The 16,249-nt window shown below is 64.5% G+C and carries 10 protein-coding genes; all 10 read right to left on the bottom strand.

The annotated features are described in order from the left end of the window. Positions 1-25: 25 nt before the first annotated feature. The 10 genes from DID96_RS03805 to rbsK all read right to left on the bottom strand — a co-directional run bounded on the left by DID96_RS03805 (position 26) and on the right by rbsK (position 16,241). A complete protein-coding gene (locus DID96_RS03805; protein ID WP_124597923.1) occupies positions 26-844 on the bottom strand; it encodes a molecular chaperone in 819 nt (272 codons plus the stop codon). A 4-nt stretch (positions 845-848) separates the two neighbouring features. Further along, positions 849-3,491 carry a fimbria/pilus outer membrane usher protein gene (locus tag DID96_RS03800; protein WP_124597922.1) on the bottom strand — a complete coding sequence of 881 codons (2,643 nt, stop codon included), beginning with the start codon at positions 3,489-3,491 and terminating at the stop codon, positions 849-851. 223 nt (positions 3,492-3,714) lie between these two features. Continuing rightward, on the bottom strand, positions 3,715-4,398 hold the full coding sequence (locus tag DID96_RS03795; RefSeq protein WP_260463794.1) for a molecular chaperone: 684 nt from the start codon (positions 4,396-4,398) through the stop codon (positions 3,715-3,717). 113 nt (positions 4,399-4,511) lie between these two features. Further along, positions 4,512-5,096, bottom strand: a complete 585-nt coding sequence (locus tag DID96_RS03790; protein WP_124597920.1) for a fimbrial protein — start codon at positions 5,094-5,096, stop codon at positions 4,512-4,514. A 1,028-nt stretch (positions 5,097-6,124) separates the two neighbouring features. After that, complete coding sequence (locus tag DID96_RS03785) at positions 6,125-7,429, bottom strand: MFS family transporter (protein ID WP_124597919.1); 1,305 nt, start codon at positions 7,427-7,429, stop codon at positions 6,125-6,127. A 237-nt stretch (positions 7,430-7,666) separates the two neighbouring features. Next, complete coding sequence (locus tag DID96_RS03780; RefSeq protein WP_124597918.1) at positions 7,667-9,346, bottom strand: SpoVR family protein; 1,680 nt, start codon at positions 9,344-9,346, stop codon at positions 7,667-7,669. Next, a complete protein-coding gene (locus DID96_RS03775) occupies positions 9,343-10,611 on the bottom strand; it encodes a YeaH/YhbH family protein (RefSeq protein ID WP_124597917.1) in 1,269 nt (422 codons plus the stop codon). The genes DID96_RS03780 and DID96_RS03775 overlap by 4 nt, the downstream gene beginning before the upstream one ends. A 125-nt stretch (positions 10,612-10,736) precedes the next feature. Further along, a complete protein-coding gene (locus DID96_RS03770; protein WP_124597916.1) occupies positions 10,737-12,659 on the bottom strand; it encodes a PrkA family serine protein kinase in 1,923 nt (640 codons plus the stop codon). 542 nt (positions 12,660-13,201) lie between these two features. Then, entirely contained in the window at positions 13,202-14,998 is a 1,797-nt protein-coding gene (locus tag DID96_RS03760) for a methyl-accepting chemotaxis protein (RefSeq protein WP_124597915.1), read from the bottom strand. Positions 14,999-15,311: 313 nt separating this feature from the next. Next, positions 15,312-16,241 (bottom strand): ribokinase, encoded by a 930-nt coding sequence (rbsK, locus tag DID96_RS03755; protein ID WP_124597914.1) that lies wholly within the window; start codon positions 16,239-16,241, stop codon positions 15,312-15,314. Positions 16,242-16,249: the final 8 nt, after the last annotated feature.

Raw genomic sequence — 16,249 nt, 5'->3', positions numbered from 1 at the left:
GTTCACGCGCAACGTTTCGCGGCGGTCATGGCGGCGCGAGCGGCGCGCGGCGCGTGCGCACTACGCCGTTGTCGCCAACCGCGTCGAACACGATCTCGTCCTGCTGTGTGCCGGGCGGCGTGCCAAGCGGAATCTCGACCTGGCCGAACGGCGCGACGTCGATCGCGCCGCCCGCGAGCGCGACGGCCGCGCCGCGCATCTCGACGCGCGTCAGCGTCACGTAGTACGGCGTCGGATTGGTCGCCACGAGCGACGGCTGCGGCTGCGCGGCCGCGAGCGTCCAGCGCAGCCGGTCCGGCGCTTCCTGCGGCGTGCCGGCGAGTCCGGTCGGCCGGAACAGCACCTTCATCCTCAGCCGATAGGCAATGCGCAACGTGTTGTCGTCGTGCGCGGCGGAAGGCGGCACTTCGAGCAGGTTGATCCAGTAGCGCGATTCCCGATCGGCCGCGAGTTCGTGCCCGACCGCTTGCACGCGAAACGCCAGCCGCTGCTTCGGCTCGACTCGCACGAGCGGCGGCGTCACGACGAACGGCACGCGCATCACGCTCGGATCGGCGTCCGCACGCCCGTCGTCGAGCCAGGCCTGCACGAGAATCGGCCCATCGCCGAGGTTGCGCGCGGCGATCGCCAGCGCCCTCGCATCGCCCGCGTAGACAAAGCGCGTGCCGACGACGGACAGCGCGGCATCCGCGGCGCACGGCAGCGCGGATACGGCCAGTGCGACGGCCGCCGCAAGCGTGGAACGGCATGCAAAGCAGCTTGCGAAGCGGCGTATGCGACGGTTGCACGAATTGCCCGCACGCCGGAGCACCTGCAATGCAAAACGAAGGAATGCGGCACGCATCGGCTTAAGGCTCCGCGACGGCCGCGCCCGCCAGCGGCAGCAAAGCGGCGGGACGGCACACGCGCGTGAGCGTGACGTAATTGGTATCCGCCAGACGGTCGTACGGCACCGCGTAGTCGAGTGCGCACTGCTGATCCGGGCGATCGCCCCATTTCACCTGAATCTGCCCGTCGGCCTCGCCGCTGCGGATGAACAGGCGGCTGCCCTGCCCGACGACGCCGAGCTGCGCGCCGCTTTTCGCGTCGAACGCGCGGGCGGCAAACGGCAGCGGGCGGCCGTTTTGCAGCGTCGCATCGATCAGCAGCGCGCGCGCCTTCAGTGTGTCGTACGACAGCATCACGACCGCGCCCGCGCGCGGCGCGACGCTGCGCGTCGAGACTTTCAGCTCGACGTCGTCCGGCACGGCGCTCGGATCGAGATCGACGTTGTTCAACTGGTACGGCACGAGGCTCGGCACGATCGCATAGCCGGATCGATTCACGTAGGCGTTCGTGCTGCCGATCCGCGCGCCGCGCGCATGTGGCGCGCTCACGACGCCGATCGTCTCGCCGAGCGTCGGCCCGGGCGTCAAGCCGCCGCGGTGCAACACGAGGCCGCCCGCCGCGCTGGCCGACGTCTGCTGGTAGCCGCTCCCGATGCTGACGTTCGCCGCAACCGTCGCGACTGGCAACCGGTAGCCGACCCCGAAGCTGCCGGACGTATTCCGGTTGTTGCCGTCGTACGACGCCGACATCGAATACGAACCGTCACCCGCCGCACCGAAGCGCCCGGACAACCCGGTCGCCGCGCTGGTCCCGGCCTGGCTGTCGTGTGTCGTGAGCAGGTTCAGCGTCGGCGCGTAACGGGAATTGCGGCCAAGCGGGATCGACAGGCTCACGCTCCCGAGCGTGGCGGTCGAATCGCGCGCGAACGCCGCGGGGCCGGAGGAGACGTTGCGCACGCGCTGCAGTGACGTGGTCAGTGTCATGTCGCGCCACTGCGTGCTGTAGCCGAGCGTGAAACTGAGCGTTTGCCCGGAGCGCGCCCAGTAGCTGATCGCGGAGCCGTTCAGGTAGACGTTGCCGGCGCGCCCGAGCTGTTGGCTCAGGTTGACGTCGACGCGATTGCGCATCCGCGAGAAGCGCCCCATGTCGTCGATCCGCCAGTCGCGCGTGTTCAACTGCAGCGCGTCGCGCAGGCTCAGAAACCCCTTCGTCGAATAGCGATACGCGAGCAGCGAGAAGTTCGTGCCGCTGTTCGGCAGGTTCTTGCTGTACGACACGCGCACGCTCGTGCCGTTGAGCCGCTCGGCGCCGTGCGGCTGGGTGCGCGCCATGGTCACGTCCGCCGAGATGCCGCCGATCGCCGTGTTGAGCGAGACGCCGGCCAGCACCGACTGGTAGCGGGTCGCGAACGCCGCGCCGCCATAGGCGGTCATCGCGTTGCTGATGCCATGCTGGAGCGTGAACTGCGCCGCGTACTGCTCGCCGATATTCGAGCCCAGGTCGATCGCCCGCCCCGCCATCGCGCTGAAGCGGGTCGTGCCGGGCCGCAACTGTTGCACCGTCGTCGCGAACGGCACGACGAAACTGCGCGTCTCGCCGTTCGCCTCGGTGATCGTGACGTTGAGGTCGCCGCCATAGCTCATGACCCGCAGGTCGTCGAGCGCGAACGGGCCGGGCGCCACGGTCGTCTCGTGGACGAGATAGCCTCGCTGGTAAACCGACACCTTCGCGTTCGACTGCGCGACGCCACGCACCACGGGCGCGTAATAGCGCTGCAGGTCGGGCATCATCCGGTCGTCGCTTTCGATCTGCACGCCGCGAAACGAGATCGAGTCGAACAACGCGCCGCTTGTCGAGCTTTCGCCGATGAGCAACTGCGCCCGCCAGTACGGCAGGTCGGTCTGCGCGTAGATGTTGCCGCGCTGATAGCGCGTGCCGCCGGACCGCGACCAGGTCAGGTTCCCGTTGTGCCGGAAACGCAGCGCACCGATATTCAGGCCCATATTGAGGCCTGTGTACAGCTGCGCGAAGTCGTAACCGTGCGAACGCGAGTTGAACACGTTCGCGTTGTAGTTGAGCATGCCGGCCGGCATGCCGGTCGTCCAGTTCGCCGGATCGACGTAGGTCGTCGCCGTCGACAGGCGCAGATAGAACTGCGGCACCGTCACGTACAGCTTTTGGTCCGCCGCATCGAACGACATTTCGCCGCCCGGCACGTAGCGGACGAGCGGGTCGCAGACGAGCCCGTCGGGCATCGGGTTGGGCGTCGCGTCGTCTCCCTGGCCGCGCGCGCTCCGCTCGAGATCGATGCCGACCCGCTGCAGCAATGCGCGGTCGTAGCACGGCAGCGCACTCTCGCTGCCGTCGACGCGTTCAAACGTGACTTCCTCGATGCCGCGCCACTGCCCGTTGACGACGATGTCGATCCGATAACGGCCCGGCGTCACGACGTTCGCCTTTTCGAACGGCTTCGTGTCGATCGGCGTGCTGTCCGCACCATACATCATCATCGATTCGTCGAAACGGACCGTTTTGGGCGCCGACGCGACGCGTGGCAAGGCCCCGACGAGGTTCGCGTCGTCGTGCAACACCTCGTCGCGCGACATCGTGTCGTCCGCCTTCGGCCTCGCTTCCGCCACCGTGCCCGAGATCGTCCCCGCCATCGCCATCGGCGTGAAGATGGAGGCGATCGCCGCGGCAATCGCGCGAGGATGCGCTGCGCGGCGACACCGGAACGCAGATTGTCGTCCGTCCGGCAACGGAAATTCTGCTAAGTTTCGCATGCAAACCCGAGATATTATGGATGACGAAACGTTTCGAGCTGTGCTCGCCGGCGTTTCGAAAATGCGCTGTCGTTCCTAGATCAGTGCTGCTTCTCCGAATCGATCAGTCGGCCAGCGCTCTGGTTGTTGTCGTTCGGCCGCCGAAATCGTCGATCGTCATGAAGCGCACGGACGCATGACGCTGCTTGCGTGCGGTCACGCCCGGCAAAGGAAACCGTGCGGTCCCGAACGGAGCGACCATGCCGCCCCCGCCCGATACGTACGTGCCGCCAATATCGCTCTCGACCAGGCCGAACGATATGTAATACGGCGTCGGATTCGACACCTCGAGCGCCAGGTCCTTGGAGCCGCCGTGCTGCCCGTTGGCACGCAGTTCGGCCGACGCCAGCTTCCAGACCAGTTGGTCGGAAGCCATGTCGGCGCCTTCGCGCAACGCCGTGGGCCGATAGAACAGCTTGATGCGCGTGCGGAACGCGAAACGCAGCCGGTTCTCCTCTTCCGCGTCGACGGTGGGCACCTCGAGCACGTTGATCCAGAACACCGATTCGCGATCCTCAGGCAGAGGCTCCTGCATGTGCGTGATACGCAATGCGAGACTCTTCGCGGGTTCGATACGCGCGACCGAAGGCGCGACGATGAACGGCACCTGCAATTTCTCCGGTGGCACGTCGACCCGGCCGTCATCGATCCAGCTCTGCGCGAGCACGGGCCGGTCGCCCGTGTTCTCGACCCGCAGCGTCACGTCGCGCGCCTGCTCGGGAAAGACGACGCGGGTTCCCTGCAGCACGAGTGCCGCCTGCGCCGGCGAGGCGCAGGCGACCCATGCCACGATACAGGCCGTCGCGACGAGTCCGAGAAAACGCCTTGACGGCGTCATGGCATGAGTAAGCGAAATCACGATCAGTAGTACGCGAGCGAGTAGCGGATGAACGAATTACCCGAACCCGTCGTGATCGAATCCTTGGCGACCGTCGAGACATAGGCGGCCGAATAGGACAGCGTCGCGGTGTTGTTCTTGACGGTCGCCACCTGGACGTCGTCCTGGCTCTGCGGCTTGCCGAGCCAGATCTTCTTGTTCTTGCCGTTGCCGGCGTCGCTGATCTGGATCTCTACGCCCGTTGCCGGGTGCGTGCCGACGAGCTTCAGGTTGCCGGTCGCCGTATTGATATTCACCGAAGCCGGATCGAAGTCGATCACGACCTTGGTGTCGTTGGTGCAGTTCGCATTGCCGCCGATCTTCAGATCGAATTTGACAGGCCTCGGCGTCGAGCCGACCGTGGTGAACTCGGACGGGCTGATCCGGTCGCCGAGCGAAACCTCCGTCCGGTTGCCCAGGCCGGGCGCCTCGCCGTTGATGTTGCAGGTGACATCCGAAATGCTGCCGGTGAAGTCGATCTGGCCGTCGTACGCATGCGCCAGCGACGGAACCCCTACAGCGCCGGCAATGCCGAGCGCCACACAGCAACGAACAAAGTCTTTTTTCATTTCTCTGCTTCCATGTGGATTGATTTTCGACTTGAAACACCGCCGATCGAGCCACGCCCCCGTCTCTTTCCTGAAATTGGAAGCATGATTGGCATCAATCGGGCCGACGATTCAGGAAACAAGCACTTCGAGTACCGCACCCCGAATTCGACGACGAAGCAATTGTATTTACTGTCAACCCGTTTTTATATAGTACAAGTTTGAAATTTGGCGTCGATTTCACACCCACGCGAAAGCCGCTCGATAGCGAAGTAATCGCAGACTTTCATATGCGATCCTTTTGAATCCCCGACTACGCCTGCCTGCTGCTGCATCGCGGCCGCACGGCGGGTCGATCGCTTGCTGCCGTGCACGCTGACGGCCGCCCAGCGCGCCCACGAGCGCTGACGATGTGAACGGGTTCCTTTCGGATATCACGACTGACCAGACGACCGAACGAATCCACGCGTGATTTTCATGAATTTTTTTGCCGAGAAAGCGATTTAACAAACAGTAATCATGAAATCTGCGACAAATACTAAATCAACACCAATACCCAAGGAGTAAAATAAGACAGATCTTAATAAAGCAATCTAAATCCCTTCAGAATCCCAATGAAGGTCATAATTTCGTTTGCCGCGTCGCCATTTGACACGCCAATAAAGGTGGCATATGCAAGTTGTGCGGCGGCCAGAGATGTGTTACGGGCGAGGATTGGGCGACGGGAATCAGCAGGAAACGTGCACGCGTAGCACGATTGCGCCGGCGGCTGGCACCGTTCAGCGGGCAGCCGCACCATGCACGCAAAAAAAACGCCCACTGCAAGCAGCGGGCGCGAATCCCAGTCAAGGAGGTGTCACACGAACTACGGGTTCAGATTAAGCGGATCGCCCAGCGCCGGCAACAAAGCGATTTCGATATCCTTATCGCATGCGGCGCGATGAGCTTGCGCGGGTTCGCGCCATCGGGCTGCCCGCCCCCTCAAAAAAAACGGCGTCCCGCATCGCGCGGAACGCCGTTCATGTATCACCGAAGCGCGGCGCGCCGGATCACGGCTCGTGACGCAGATACCCCTCCTTGCTCGGGTCGCGCATCAGGTACGACACGATCAGCGAGATCCCGCACAGCACGGTCACGTACCAGTAGAACGTCTCCTCGCTGCCGATCGACTTGAACCACAGCGCAACGTACTCGGCCGAACCGCCGAAGATCGCGTTCGCGACCGCATACGACAGGCCGACGCCCATCGCACGCACTTCGGGCGGGAACATCTCGGCCTTGATGAGGCCGCTGATCGACGTGTAGAAGCTGACGATCGCGAGTGCGACCGTGATCAGCACGAACGCGGCGACCGGGCTCTGCACGTCCTTCAGCGCATGCATCAGCGGCACCGTACCGATCACCGAGCATGCGCCGAACAGGAGCATCGACGTGCGGCGGCCGATCCGGTCGGACAGCGCGCCGAACACCGGCTGCAGCAGCATGTAAACCAGAAGCGCGACCGTCATCACGTTGCTGGCGGTCTTCGCATGCATGCCGGCCGTGTTCACGAGGTACTTCTGCATGTACGTCGTGAACGTGTAGAAGATCAGCGAGCCGCCGGCGGTGAAGCCGACCACCGTGAAGAACGCGCCCTTGTGCTGCCATACGCCGCGGATCGTGCCGGCGTCCTTCTTGTCGCGTGATTCGCTCGTCGACGTCTCGTCGAGCGACTTGCGCAGGTACAGCGAAATCAGCGCGGCCGCCGCGCCGACCACGAACGGAATGCGCCAGCCCCACGCCTTCAGCTCGGCATTCGACAGCGTCTGCTGCAGGATCACGAGCACGAGCAGCGCGCACAACTGGCCGCCGATCAGCGTCACGTACTGGAACGACGCGAAGAAGCCGCGCCGCCCCTTCAGCGCGACCTCGCTCATGTAGGTTGCGCTGGTGCCGTACTCGCCCCCCACCGACAGCCCCTGGAACAGACGCGCGATCAGCAGCAGCAGCGGCGCGAACGCGCCGATCTGCGCGTAGGTCGGCATCACCGCGATCACGAGCGAGCCGCCGCACATCATGAGCACCGAGATCATCATTGCGGTGCGGCGGCCGTGCCGATCGGCGATGCGGCCGAACAGCCAGCCGCCGATCGGGCGCATCAGGAAGCCCGCCGCAAACACGCCGGCCGTGTTCAGCAACTGCGTCGTCGTGTTGCCGCTCGGGAAGAACGCGGGTGCGAAGTACAGCGCGCAGAACGAGTAGATGTAGAAGTCGAACCACTCGACGAGGTTGCCCGATGAGGCGCCGACGATGGCGAACACGCGCCGCCGGGTATCGTGCGCGGACAGCACGGCTTGGTCGGTCTGAACGTCCATGGGATGGTCTGTTCCTTGTAAGTTCTTTGGGACGTGGCGGCTGCGAAACCACCGCGCGCGGATGTGCGTGGCACCGGTTCCGGCGCATCGCGCCCCGGGATTCTAGCGAAATGCACAGTAACGGGCTTTCGGGGTTCGTCCGGATGGCGAAGCGTTTTCTCAGGCCTGAGCATCATCAATTGAAAACGCCAGCCCGCAGGCTGGCGTCCGATGCAGGGTCCGCGCGCGCGGCCACGCTCACAGGCGGATCTCCGGCGGCGTGTACCGGCACTCGTAGCGCTTGCGCACGGTGCCCGCCTCGTCGACGCTTTCCAGGTATACGTCGAACTGCCACAGCCGCGCCATGTGCTTGAGCACCTCGTCGCTGTCGTTCGACAGATGCCGGTTGTCGGTCATGAAGTGGCGCAGCGTGAGGCTGCGGTCGCCGCGCGTGTTGACCGCCCACACCTGGATGTTCGGCTCGCGGTGGTGGATGTCGTACTGCCGCGACAGCGACTGCCGCACGTACTGGTAGCCGAAGTCGTCGTGAATCGCGGACACTTCGAGCGAATCGCGCATGTCGTCGTCGAGCACCGAGAAGAGCCGCATCTCGCGGATCAGGTGCGGCGACAGATACTGCGCGATGAAGCTCTCGTCCTTGAAGTTGCGCATCGCATAGTGCAGCGCCGGCAGCCACGGGGTACCCGCGATCTCGGGGAACCACTTGTAGTCCTCGTCCGTCGGCGCTTCGCAGATCCGCCTGATATCGCTCATCATCGAGAAGCCGAGCGCATACGGGTTGATCCCGCTGTAGTACGGCTTCGTGACGGGCGGCTGGTAGATCACGTTGCTGTGCGAATGCAGGAACTCCATCATGAAGCCGTCGGCCAGCTTGCCCTGGTTGTACAGCGTGTTGAGCAGCGTGTAATGCCAGAACGTCGCCCAGCCTTCGTTCATCACCTGGGTCTGCCGCTGCGGATAGAAGTACTGGCCGATCTTGCGCACGATGCGGATCACTTCCCGCTCCCACGGCTCGAGCAGCGGCGCGTTCTTCTCCGCGAAATACAGCAGGTTCTCCTGCGGCTCCGGCGGATAGCGCTCTTCCTGCTCCTCGGCCAGCTCGGGCTTCTTGTTCGGCAGCGTGCGCCACAGTTCGTTGATCTGCGACTGCATGTACGCCTCGCGCTCGCGGCGCAGCGCCGCTTCCTTCGACAGCGACGGCTTCTGCGGCCGCTTGTAGCGGTCGACGCCGTAGTTCATCAGCGCGTGGCACGAATCGAGCAGCTCCTCGACGCGGTCGAGGCCGTAGCGCTCCTCGCATTCGGCGACGTAGTTCTTCGCGTAGACGAGGTAATCGATGATTGCGTGCGCATCGGTCCACAACCGGAACAGGTAGTTGCCCTTGAAGAACGAGTTGTGCCCGTATGCCGCGTGCGCGATGACGAGCGCCTGCATCGTCATCGTGTTCTCTTCCATCAGGTACGCAATGCAAGGATTCGAGTTGATGACGATCTCGTACGCGAGACCCATCTGGCCGCGACGGTAACTCTTCTCGGTCGACAGGAAATGCTTGCCGAACGACCAGTGCCGGTAGTTGACTGGCATCCCGACCGACGCGTACGCGTCCATCATCTGCTCGGCGCTGATCAGCTCGAGCTGGATCGGGTAGATGTCGAGCTCATACTGCTCGGCGACCTGCGCAATGTGCGTGTCGTACTCCTCGAGCAGCTCGAAGGTCCAGTCGGACGGACACGGCAGCGGCCTGCGATCGGCAACGTTCATACGCGCTTCCTTCTGCCCGGCACCGGGCATATCGGCGGACGGCGTCGACGGTTCGGCCCGGCCGCGTTGCTGCGTTGCGGCATGGCCAGCGGTGTCTCCGCCGGATCGACGCGGCTCGTAGCCGCGCGATTCGCTGTGCAGATGGCGGGTGGTCATGACGTTTCCACCTGCTTTTCGAACAATTCGCGAAACACCGGGTAAATGTCGGCAGCCGATTCCACTTTTTTCATCGCGAGATGCGGTTGCGACTGCATCAGCTGCGCGTACTCCAGCCACAAATTCTGCTCTTCCGGCGCGACCTGGATGTACGCGAAGTAACGCGTCTTCGTGAGGATATCCTGTTCCAGGATTTTGCGACACTTCGGCGAATCGTCGGTCCAGTTGTCGCCGTCGGACGCCTGCGCGCCGTAAATGTTCCATTCAGTCGGCGAGTAGCGCTCGTTCATCACCTTGCGCATCAGCTCGAGCGCGCTCGACACGACCGTGCCGCCGCTTTCGGTCGAATGGAAGAACGTATCCTCGTCGACTTCCTCCGCACGTGTGTGGTGGCGGATGAACACCACCTCGATGCGCTCGTAGTTGCGCTTGAGGAACAGGTACAGCAGGATGAAGAAGCGCTTCGCGAGATCCTTGCGCTGCTCGTCCATCGAGCCGGACACGTCCATCAGGCAGAACATCACGGCCTGGCTCGACGGCTGCGGCTGCTTCACACGGTTGATGTAGCGCAGGTCGAACGGGTCGATGAACGGGATCCTCCAGATGCGACCCTTCAGGTGATGGATCTGGTCCTCGAGCGTGGCGATTTCCGCTCGCCGATCCTCGGTGTCGTGCTTGAGCGCCTCGAGCTGCGCTTCGAGCTCGCGTAGCTCGTTGACGAGCGGCGAGCCGAGCGCGATGCGGCGCCCGAGCGCGCTCCTCAGCGAACGCACGATATCGATGTTGTTCGGCGTGCCTTCCGCCGCCCAGCCCGCGCGCACGTTCTTCCAGCTCGGCACCGTCAGCAGGTGCGTCTTCACGAGGCGCGGCAACTCGAGATCGTCGAAGAAGTACTGCATGAACTCGTCGCGCGACAGCTCGAACACGAAGTCGTCCTGCCCTTCGCCCTCGTTGCTGGCCTGGCTGCCGCCGCCACCCGCGCCGCCTTGCGGACGCGGGATCTTGTCGCCGCGCACGTAATCCTCGTTGCCCGGATGCACGTACTCGCGGCGTCCGCCCGGCCCGTGCCGGAACGTCGGTTCCGCGATGTCCTTGCGCGGAATCGTGATGCTCTGCGTGCTCTGGATATCCTTGATGCTACGGTCGCGCACCGCGTCCGACACGGCGCGACGAATGTAGTTCTTGACGCGACGCAGAAAGCGTTCGCGATTGGCAATGCTCTTGTTCTTGCCGGCTAGCCTGCGGTCGATGATTTGATGAAGCACGCCCGGTCTCCCGCTCGAATGTCGATATGGCGGGACGCTCGCCGCACATGCCATCTCCCGTCATGCGGGCGGCGTCTCTGAAGATGCCCGTGCGGCCCGGCCGCACGGGCGCTGCGTGACGCAGGTCATGACGACTTGCGTACCCGCAGGTACCAGTCGCAAAGCAGCCTCACCTGCTTCGGCGTATAGCCCTTCGCGACCATCCGGTTCACAAAGTCCTCATGCTTGCGTTGCTCCTCGGCCGAGCCCTTCGCGTTGAACGAAATGACCGGCAACAGTTCCTCGGTATTCGAGAACATCTTCTTCTCGATCACGACGCGCAGCTTTTCGTAGCTCGTCCACACCGGGTTCTTGCCGGCGTTCGCGGCCCGCGCGCGCAACACGAAGTTCACGATCTCGTTGCGGAAATCCTTCGGATTGCTGATGCCCGCCGGCTTCTCGATCTTCTCCAGCTCCGCGTTCAGCGCCGCGCGGTCGAAGCTCTCGCCCGTGTCGTGATCGCGGAATTCCTGATCCTGGATCCAGAAGTCCGCATACGTGACGTAGCGGTCGAAGATGTTCTGCCCGTATTCCGAATACGATTCGAGGTAGGCCGTCTGGATCTCCTTGCCGATGAAGTCCGCATAGCGCGACGCGAGCACGTCCTTCACGAACGACAGGTACTTCTGCTCGGTTTCCGGCGGGAACTGCTCGCGTTCGATCTGCTGTTCGAGCACGTACATCAGGTGCACGGGGTTCGCCGCGACCTCGGTCGAATCGAAGTTGAACACGCGCGACAGGATCTTGAACGCAAAGCGCGTCGACACGCCCGTCATACCCTCGTCGACCCCCGCGTAGTCGCGGTACTCCTGGTACGACTTCGCCTTCGGATCGGTGTCCTTCAGGTTTTCGCCGTCGTACACCTGCATCTTCGAGAACAGGCTCGAGTTTTCCGGCTCGTGCAGGCGCGACAGCACCGAGAACTGCGACATCATCTTCAGCGTGCCCGGCGCGCACACGGCTTCGGCAAGCGACGAGTTGCGGATCAGCTTCTCGTAGATCTTGACCTCTTCCGACACGCGCAGGCAGTACGGCACCTTCACCACGAAGATCCGGTCGAGCAGTGCCTCGTTGTTGCGGTTGTTCTTGAACGCCTTCCATTCCGACTCGTTCGAGTGCGCGAGGATGATCCCGTCGAACGGAATCGCGCCGAAGCCCTCGGTGCCCTTGAAGTTGCCTTCCTGCGTCGCGGTCAAGAGCGGGTGCAAGACCTTGATCGGCGCCTTGAACATTTCGACGAACTCGAGCAGGCCCTGGTTCGCGAGGCACAGGCCGCCGGAGTAGCTGTACGCATCGGCGTCGTCCTGCGCATATTGCTCGAGCTTGCGGATGTCGACCTTGCCGACGAGCGACGAGATGTCCTGGTTGTTCTCGTCGCCCGGTTCCGTCTTCGAGATCGCGATCTGCCGCAGGATCGACGGATAGCGGCGCACGACGCGGAACTGGCGGATGTCGCCGTTGTACTCGTGCAGGCGCTTGACGGCCCACGGACTCAGGATGTTCCTCAGGTAGCGGCGCGGAATGCCGTACTGTTCCTCGAGTATCGGCCCGTCCTCGTCGTAGTCGAACAACCCGAGCGGCGATTCGTTGACGGGCGAGCCCTTCAGCGAATAGAACGGCACGCGTTCCATCAACTGCTTGAGACGCTCGGCGATCGACGACTTGCCGCCGCCCACCGGGCCTAGCAGATAAAGGATCTGCTTCTTCTCTTCGAGCCCTTGCGCGGCGTGGCGGAAGTACGCCACCACCTGCTCGATCACCTCCTCCATTCCGTAGAACTCACGGAATGCGGGATAGACCTTGATGACCTTGTTCGCAAAGATCCGCGACAGGCGCGGCTCGATGCGGGTATCGATGTGTTCAGGTTCCCCGATTGCAGCCAGCATGCGTTCGCCAGCCGTAGCATACGCGGATGGATCGTTCTTGCAGAGCGCGAGATACTCCTCCAGCGAGAATTCTTCCTCTCGCGTTTTTTCGAAGCGGTTCGCGAAGCTGCTGTAAATATCCATGCTACCTCCCTCGCCTGAGTCTGAAGACGTGCCTGCCTTCATGCGACTGCGCAGAAGCAAGCGCGTTCGAATTCATCCTAAACCCTTTCTTAATTTTTTTCACGAACTCGTTGTATGAACTTCGTCATCGACGACACACGGCTTGGACAACTTTTTTCGTCGCCCTACAATCGATCTCCCGAGCAGACGAAACTGCATCCGTCGTGTCTCGTCGAACACCGGAACGTCTGATGCGTTGGACGCGCCGGCCGTCGCGAAATTCATCACCGCCTCCCCTGCTTCCCTAGACGTTCGAGCCTGCGTTTCCGACGACACGCAGAACCCGCCGTTACAAATTTTTTTTGCGTGGGACCCTTACGGAAATACCCGTATGACGTATGGGGCGATGCATGCGCGCGTCGTCGTCGACGTCGCATCCGCCGTGCATGCACGCGCTTCGCTTCGGCGATGAATGCAAAAACGCCCGCGTGAAGCGGGCGTTTCGAGTGATGCAAATGGGGGATAGATGCATCAAGCGCGCATCGTTCCACTGCATCGGGATATCAGAACGTCTCCCAGTCGTCGTCGCCCGCAGGTGCGAGCGCGGGAGCGGCAGCCGGCGATGCGGCCGCCTTCTTGCGATCCGGTGGCGGCGTAACGGCTGCGCGCGGCGCGGGCACGTCGACGTTGTCGCGCGCTGCCGCGGGCGACGGCGCAGGTGCGCGCGGCGCTGCATGAACGACCGCTGGCGCCGCATGAAGGACCGCTGGCGCTGCGTGAACGACCGCCGGCGCGGCAGCACGACGCTGCACCGCGCCGTCGTCGAGCTGGAACACCGCGACCGTCTCGCGCAGGCGCGCGGCCTGCTCGTCGAGCGATTGCGCGGCGGCCGCCGCTTCCTCGACGAGCGCCGCATTCTGTTGCGTGACCTCGTCCATTTGCGCGACCGCGCGCGCGACCTGGTCGATCCCGACGCTCTGTTCTTCCGATGCGGCCGCGATCTCGCCCATGATGTCGGTCACGCGCTGCACCGCGCCAATCACGTCCGTCATCGTGCGCCCTGCGTCGTCGACGAGCGTCGAACCGGAACGGATGCGTTCGACCGACGCATCGATCAGCGCCTTGATCTCCTTGGCCGCCGCCGACGAGCGCTGTGCGAGGCTGCGCACCTCGCCCGCGACGACAGCGAAGCCACGCCCCTCCTCGCCCGCGCGCGCGGCCTCGACGGCCGCGTTCAGCGCAAGGATGTTGGTCTGGAACGCGATGCCCTCGATAATCGTGATGATGTCCGCGATCTTCGCGGAGCTCTGGTTGATCTCGCCCATCGTGCCGACCACCTGGCCGACGACGACATTGCCCCTGTTCGCGATCTCCGACGCGTTCGCAGCAAGCGCACTCGCCTGGCGCGCGTTGTCGGCGTTCTGCTTCACGGTGCCGGTCAGCTGCTCCATGCTCGACGTGGTTTCCTGCAGCGCCGCCGCCTGCTCCTCGGTACGCGACGAAAGGTCGATATTGCCGGCCGCGATCTGCCTGGCCGCGGTCGCGATCGACTCGCTGCCGCCGCGCACCGTGCCGACGGTCTCGACGAGCCCACGCTGCATCCTCGCGAGGCCGTCCAGCAGTTGGCCCATTTCGTCGTGGCGCGTCACGTCGATGCGGCGCCGCAGGTCGCCCGCGGCGATCGCGTCGCAATGCGCGAGCGCGTCCGCGAGCGGGCGGCCGATCGCGCGGCTCAGCGCGACGTACGACAGCAGCGCGGCACCGAGGCCGGCGGCCAGCGCGACGATCGATACGATCCGCAGCGTCCCGTAGACGGATTCCGCATGACTGTAGCCTGCCTGCGCGTCGGTGAACTGGAAGTTGCGTAGCGCCTCGCCCGACACCGAGAGATCGTTGTAGAGCACCTGCAGCTGTTTCACGCCGCTGGCAAGCCCGTCGTGATCGTTCGCCGCGATGACGGGCGCGAACGCATCGAACGCGCGCTGCAGCGCCTGCCGCTTCGCAGCGACATCCTGCGCGAGCCGGTCCTCCTCCGCGCCGCGCGGCAGGTCCAGGTACTTCTGCCACCATGCGTCGGACTGTACGCGCAACATGCGGCTGCGCTCGACGGCCGTCGCCGCATCAGGCGTGCCGGCCAGCAATGCAGCACGATCGAGCGCGAGGCGTTCGCGCGCGGCGAACAGTTCGGCCGACGCGACGTCGACCGCGCTCGGCATCTGGTTCGTGAAAATCTCGTGGCTCGCGTCGTTCGCGCGCCCCATGCCGAACAGGCCCAGTACGCCGATCACGCACAGCAGCCCGGCCAGAAACGCCATCGTGAAACCGATGCGCGCGCGGATCGTCAGGTTTTTGAACACTATCTTCCTTCCTGTCTTGCGTCGTCATGAACGGGCCGAGCCCGTCGCCCGGGAGCGTTCGCTTCTCCCGATTCATTTACGACAATAAAACGTGCGACTTGATAGTGTTCACAGCAATTTTATGAGCGATTCGTCTGCCGATTTCGAAAGAAGAAACAATCGCCACGTATACGTGACGAATATTGAACGGGATGACAGTGGCAGATCACGCGGGAACGCGGCGCCGGCGCATGCGTGCGGCGAATGCGAGGCAAATGCGTGGAGAACGCCCGGGGCGCCATGCCCGCGGGCGCTCACAACGCATGCCCCGGCCGCACTAGTCGGCGAGTTCGGCGAGCGTCGGGATCGACGGCTGCGCCCCTTCGCGGGTGACGGAGATCGCCGCCGCGCGCTGCGCGAAGCGGATCGCGGTGTCGATGTCCGCGCCGGCCGCAAGCCGTGCGGAAAAACCACCGATGAACGTGTCACCGGCCGCCGTCGTATCGACGGCCTGCACGGCCGGCGCCGGATAGTGGCGCGCCGTGCCGTCCGCCGTCAGCGCGAGCACACCGCGCGCGCCGAGCGTAATCAGCACGTTGCGCGCGCCGCCCGCCTGCAGCGCGCGGGCAGCCGCCTCCGCATCGGCCGGCTCGCGTACCGGCAGCCCGGTCAGCGCAGCCGCCTCGACTTCGTTCGGAATCAGGTAATCGACCAGCGGGAGCCAGCCGGCCGGCAGCGGCGCGACAGCCGGCGCGGGATTGAGCACGACCGTGCGGCCGAGCCGCCGCCCGGCGGACAGCGCGGCAAACACGGCGTCCGCAGGCGTCTCGAGCTGGCAGATCAGCACGTCGGCCGCGCCGATCGTCGCGTCGTGGCGCGCGATCGTGTCCGGCGTCACTTCGCCATTGGCGCCCGCGACGATCACGATCGCGTTCTGGCTCGCGTCGTCAACGACGATCAGCGCGACGCCGGTGGCCGCCGACGCGCTCGTCGCCAGCCCCGCGCAATCGATGCCTTCGGCCTCGAGACCGGCACGCAGCGCCTCACCATGCGCATCGGCACCGACGCAGCCGATCATCGCGACCTGCGCGCCGAGCCGCGCGGCGGCGACGGCCTGGTTGCCGCCCTTGCCGCCCGCCGCCTGCGCGAACGCGTGCCCGGCCAGCGTTTCGCCCGGCAGCGGCAGCCGCGGCGCGCGCACGACGAGATCCATGTTGAGGCTGCCGACGACGGCCACGCGGCCGGCGCCCGTTTCTCGCGTCGTCATGTGCGTCG

Origin of the sequence: Burkholderia sp. Bp8963, assembly GCF_003854275.1 — a bacterium.
GTDB lineage: Bacteria > Pseudomonadota > Gammaproteobacteria > Burkholderiales > Burkholderiaceae > Burkholderia.
The sequence above is the reverse complement of the archived record's forward strand: the minus strand, read 5'-3'. Positions and strand labels throughout refer to the sequence as shown.

Excerpts from the sequence above, each read along its gene's own strand:
- DID96_RS03805 (WP_124597923.1), bottom strand. The coding sequence starts at position 844 with ATGCGTGCCGCATTCCTTCGTTTTGCATTGCAGGTGCTCCGGCGTGCG.
- DID96_RS03800 (WP_124597922.1), bottom strand. The coding sequence starts at position 3,491 with ATGGCGGGGACGATCTCGGGCACGGTGGCGGAAGCGAGGCCGAAGGCG.
- DID96_RS03790 (WP_124597920.1), bottom strand. The coding sequence starts at position 5,096 with ATGAAAAAAGACTTTGTTCGTTGCTGTGTGGCGCTCGGCATTGCCGGC.
- DID96_RS03785 (WP_124597919.1), bottom strand. The coding sequence starts at position 7,429 with ATGGACGTTCAGACCGACCAAGCCGTGCTGTCCGCGCACGATACCCGG.
- DID96_RS03780 (WP_124597918.1), bottom strand. The coding sequence starts at position 9,346 with ATGACCACCCGCCATCTGCACAGCGAATCGCGCGGCTACGAGCCGCGT.
- DID96_RS03770 (WP_124597916.1), bottom strand. The coding sequence starts at position 12,659 with ATGGATATTTACAGCAGCTTCGCGAACCGCTTCGAAAAAACGCGAGAG.
- rbsK (WP_124597914.1), bottom strand. The coding sequence starts at position 16,241 with ATGACGACGCGAGAAACGGGCGCCGGCCGCGTGGCCGTCGTCGGCAGC.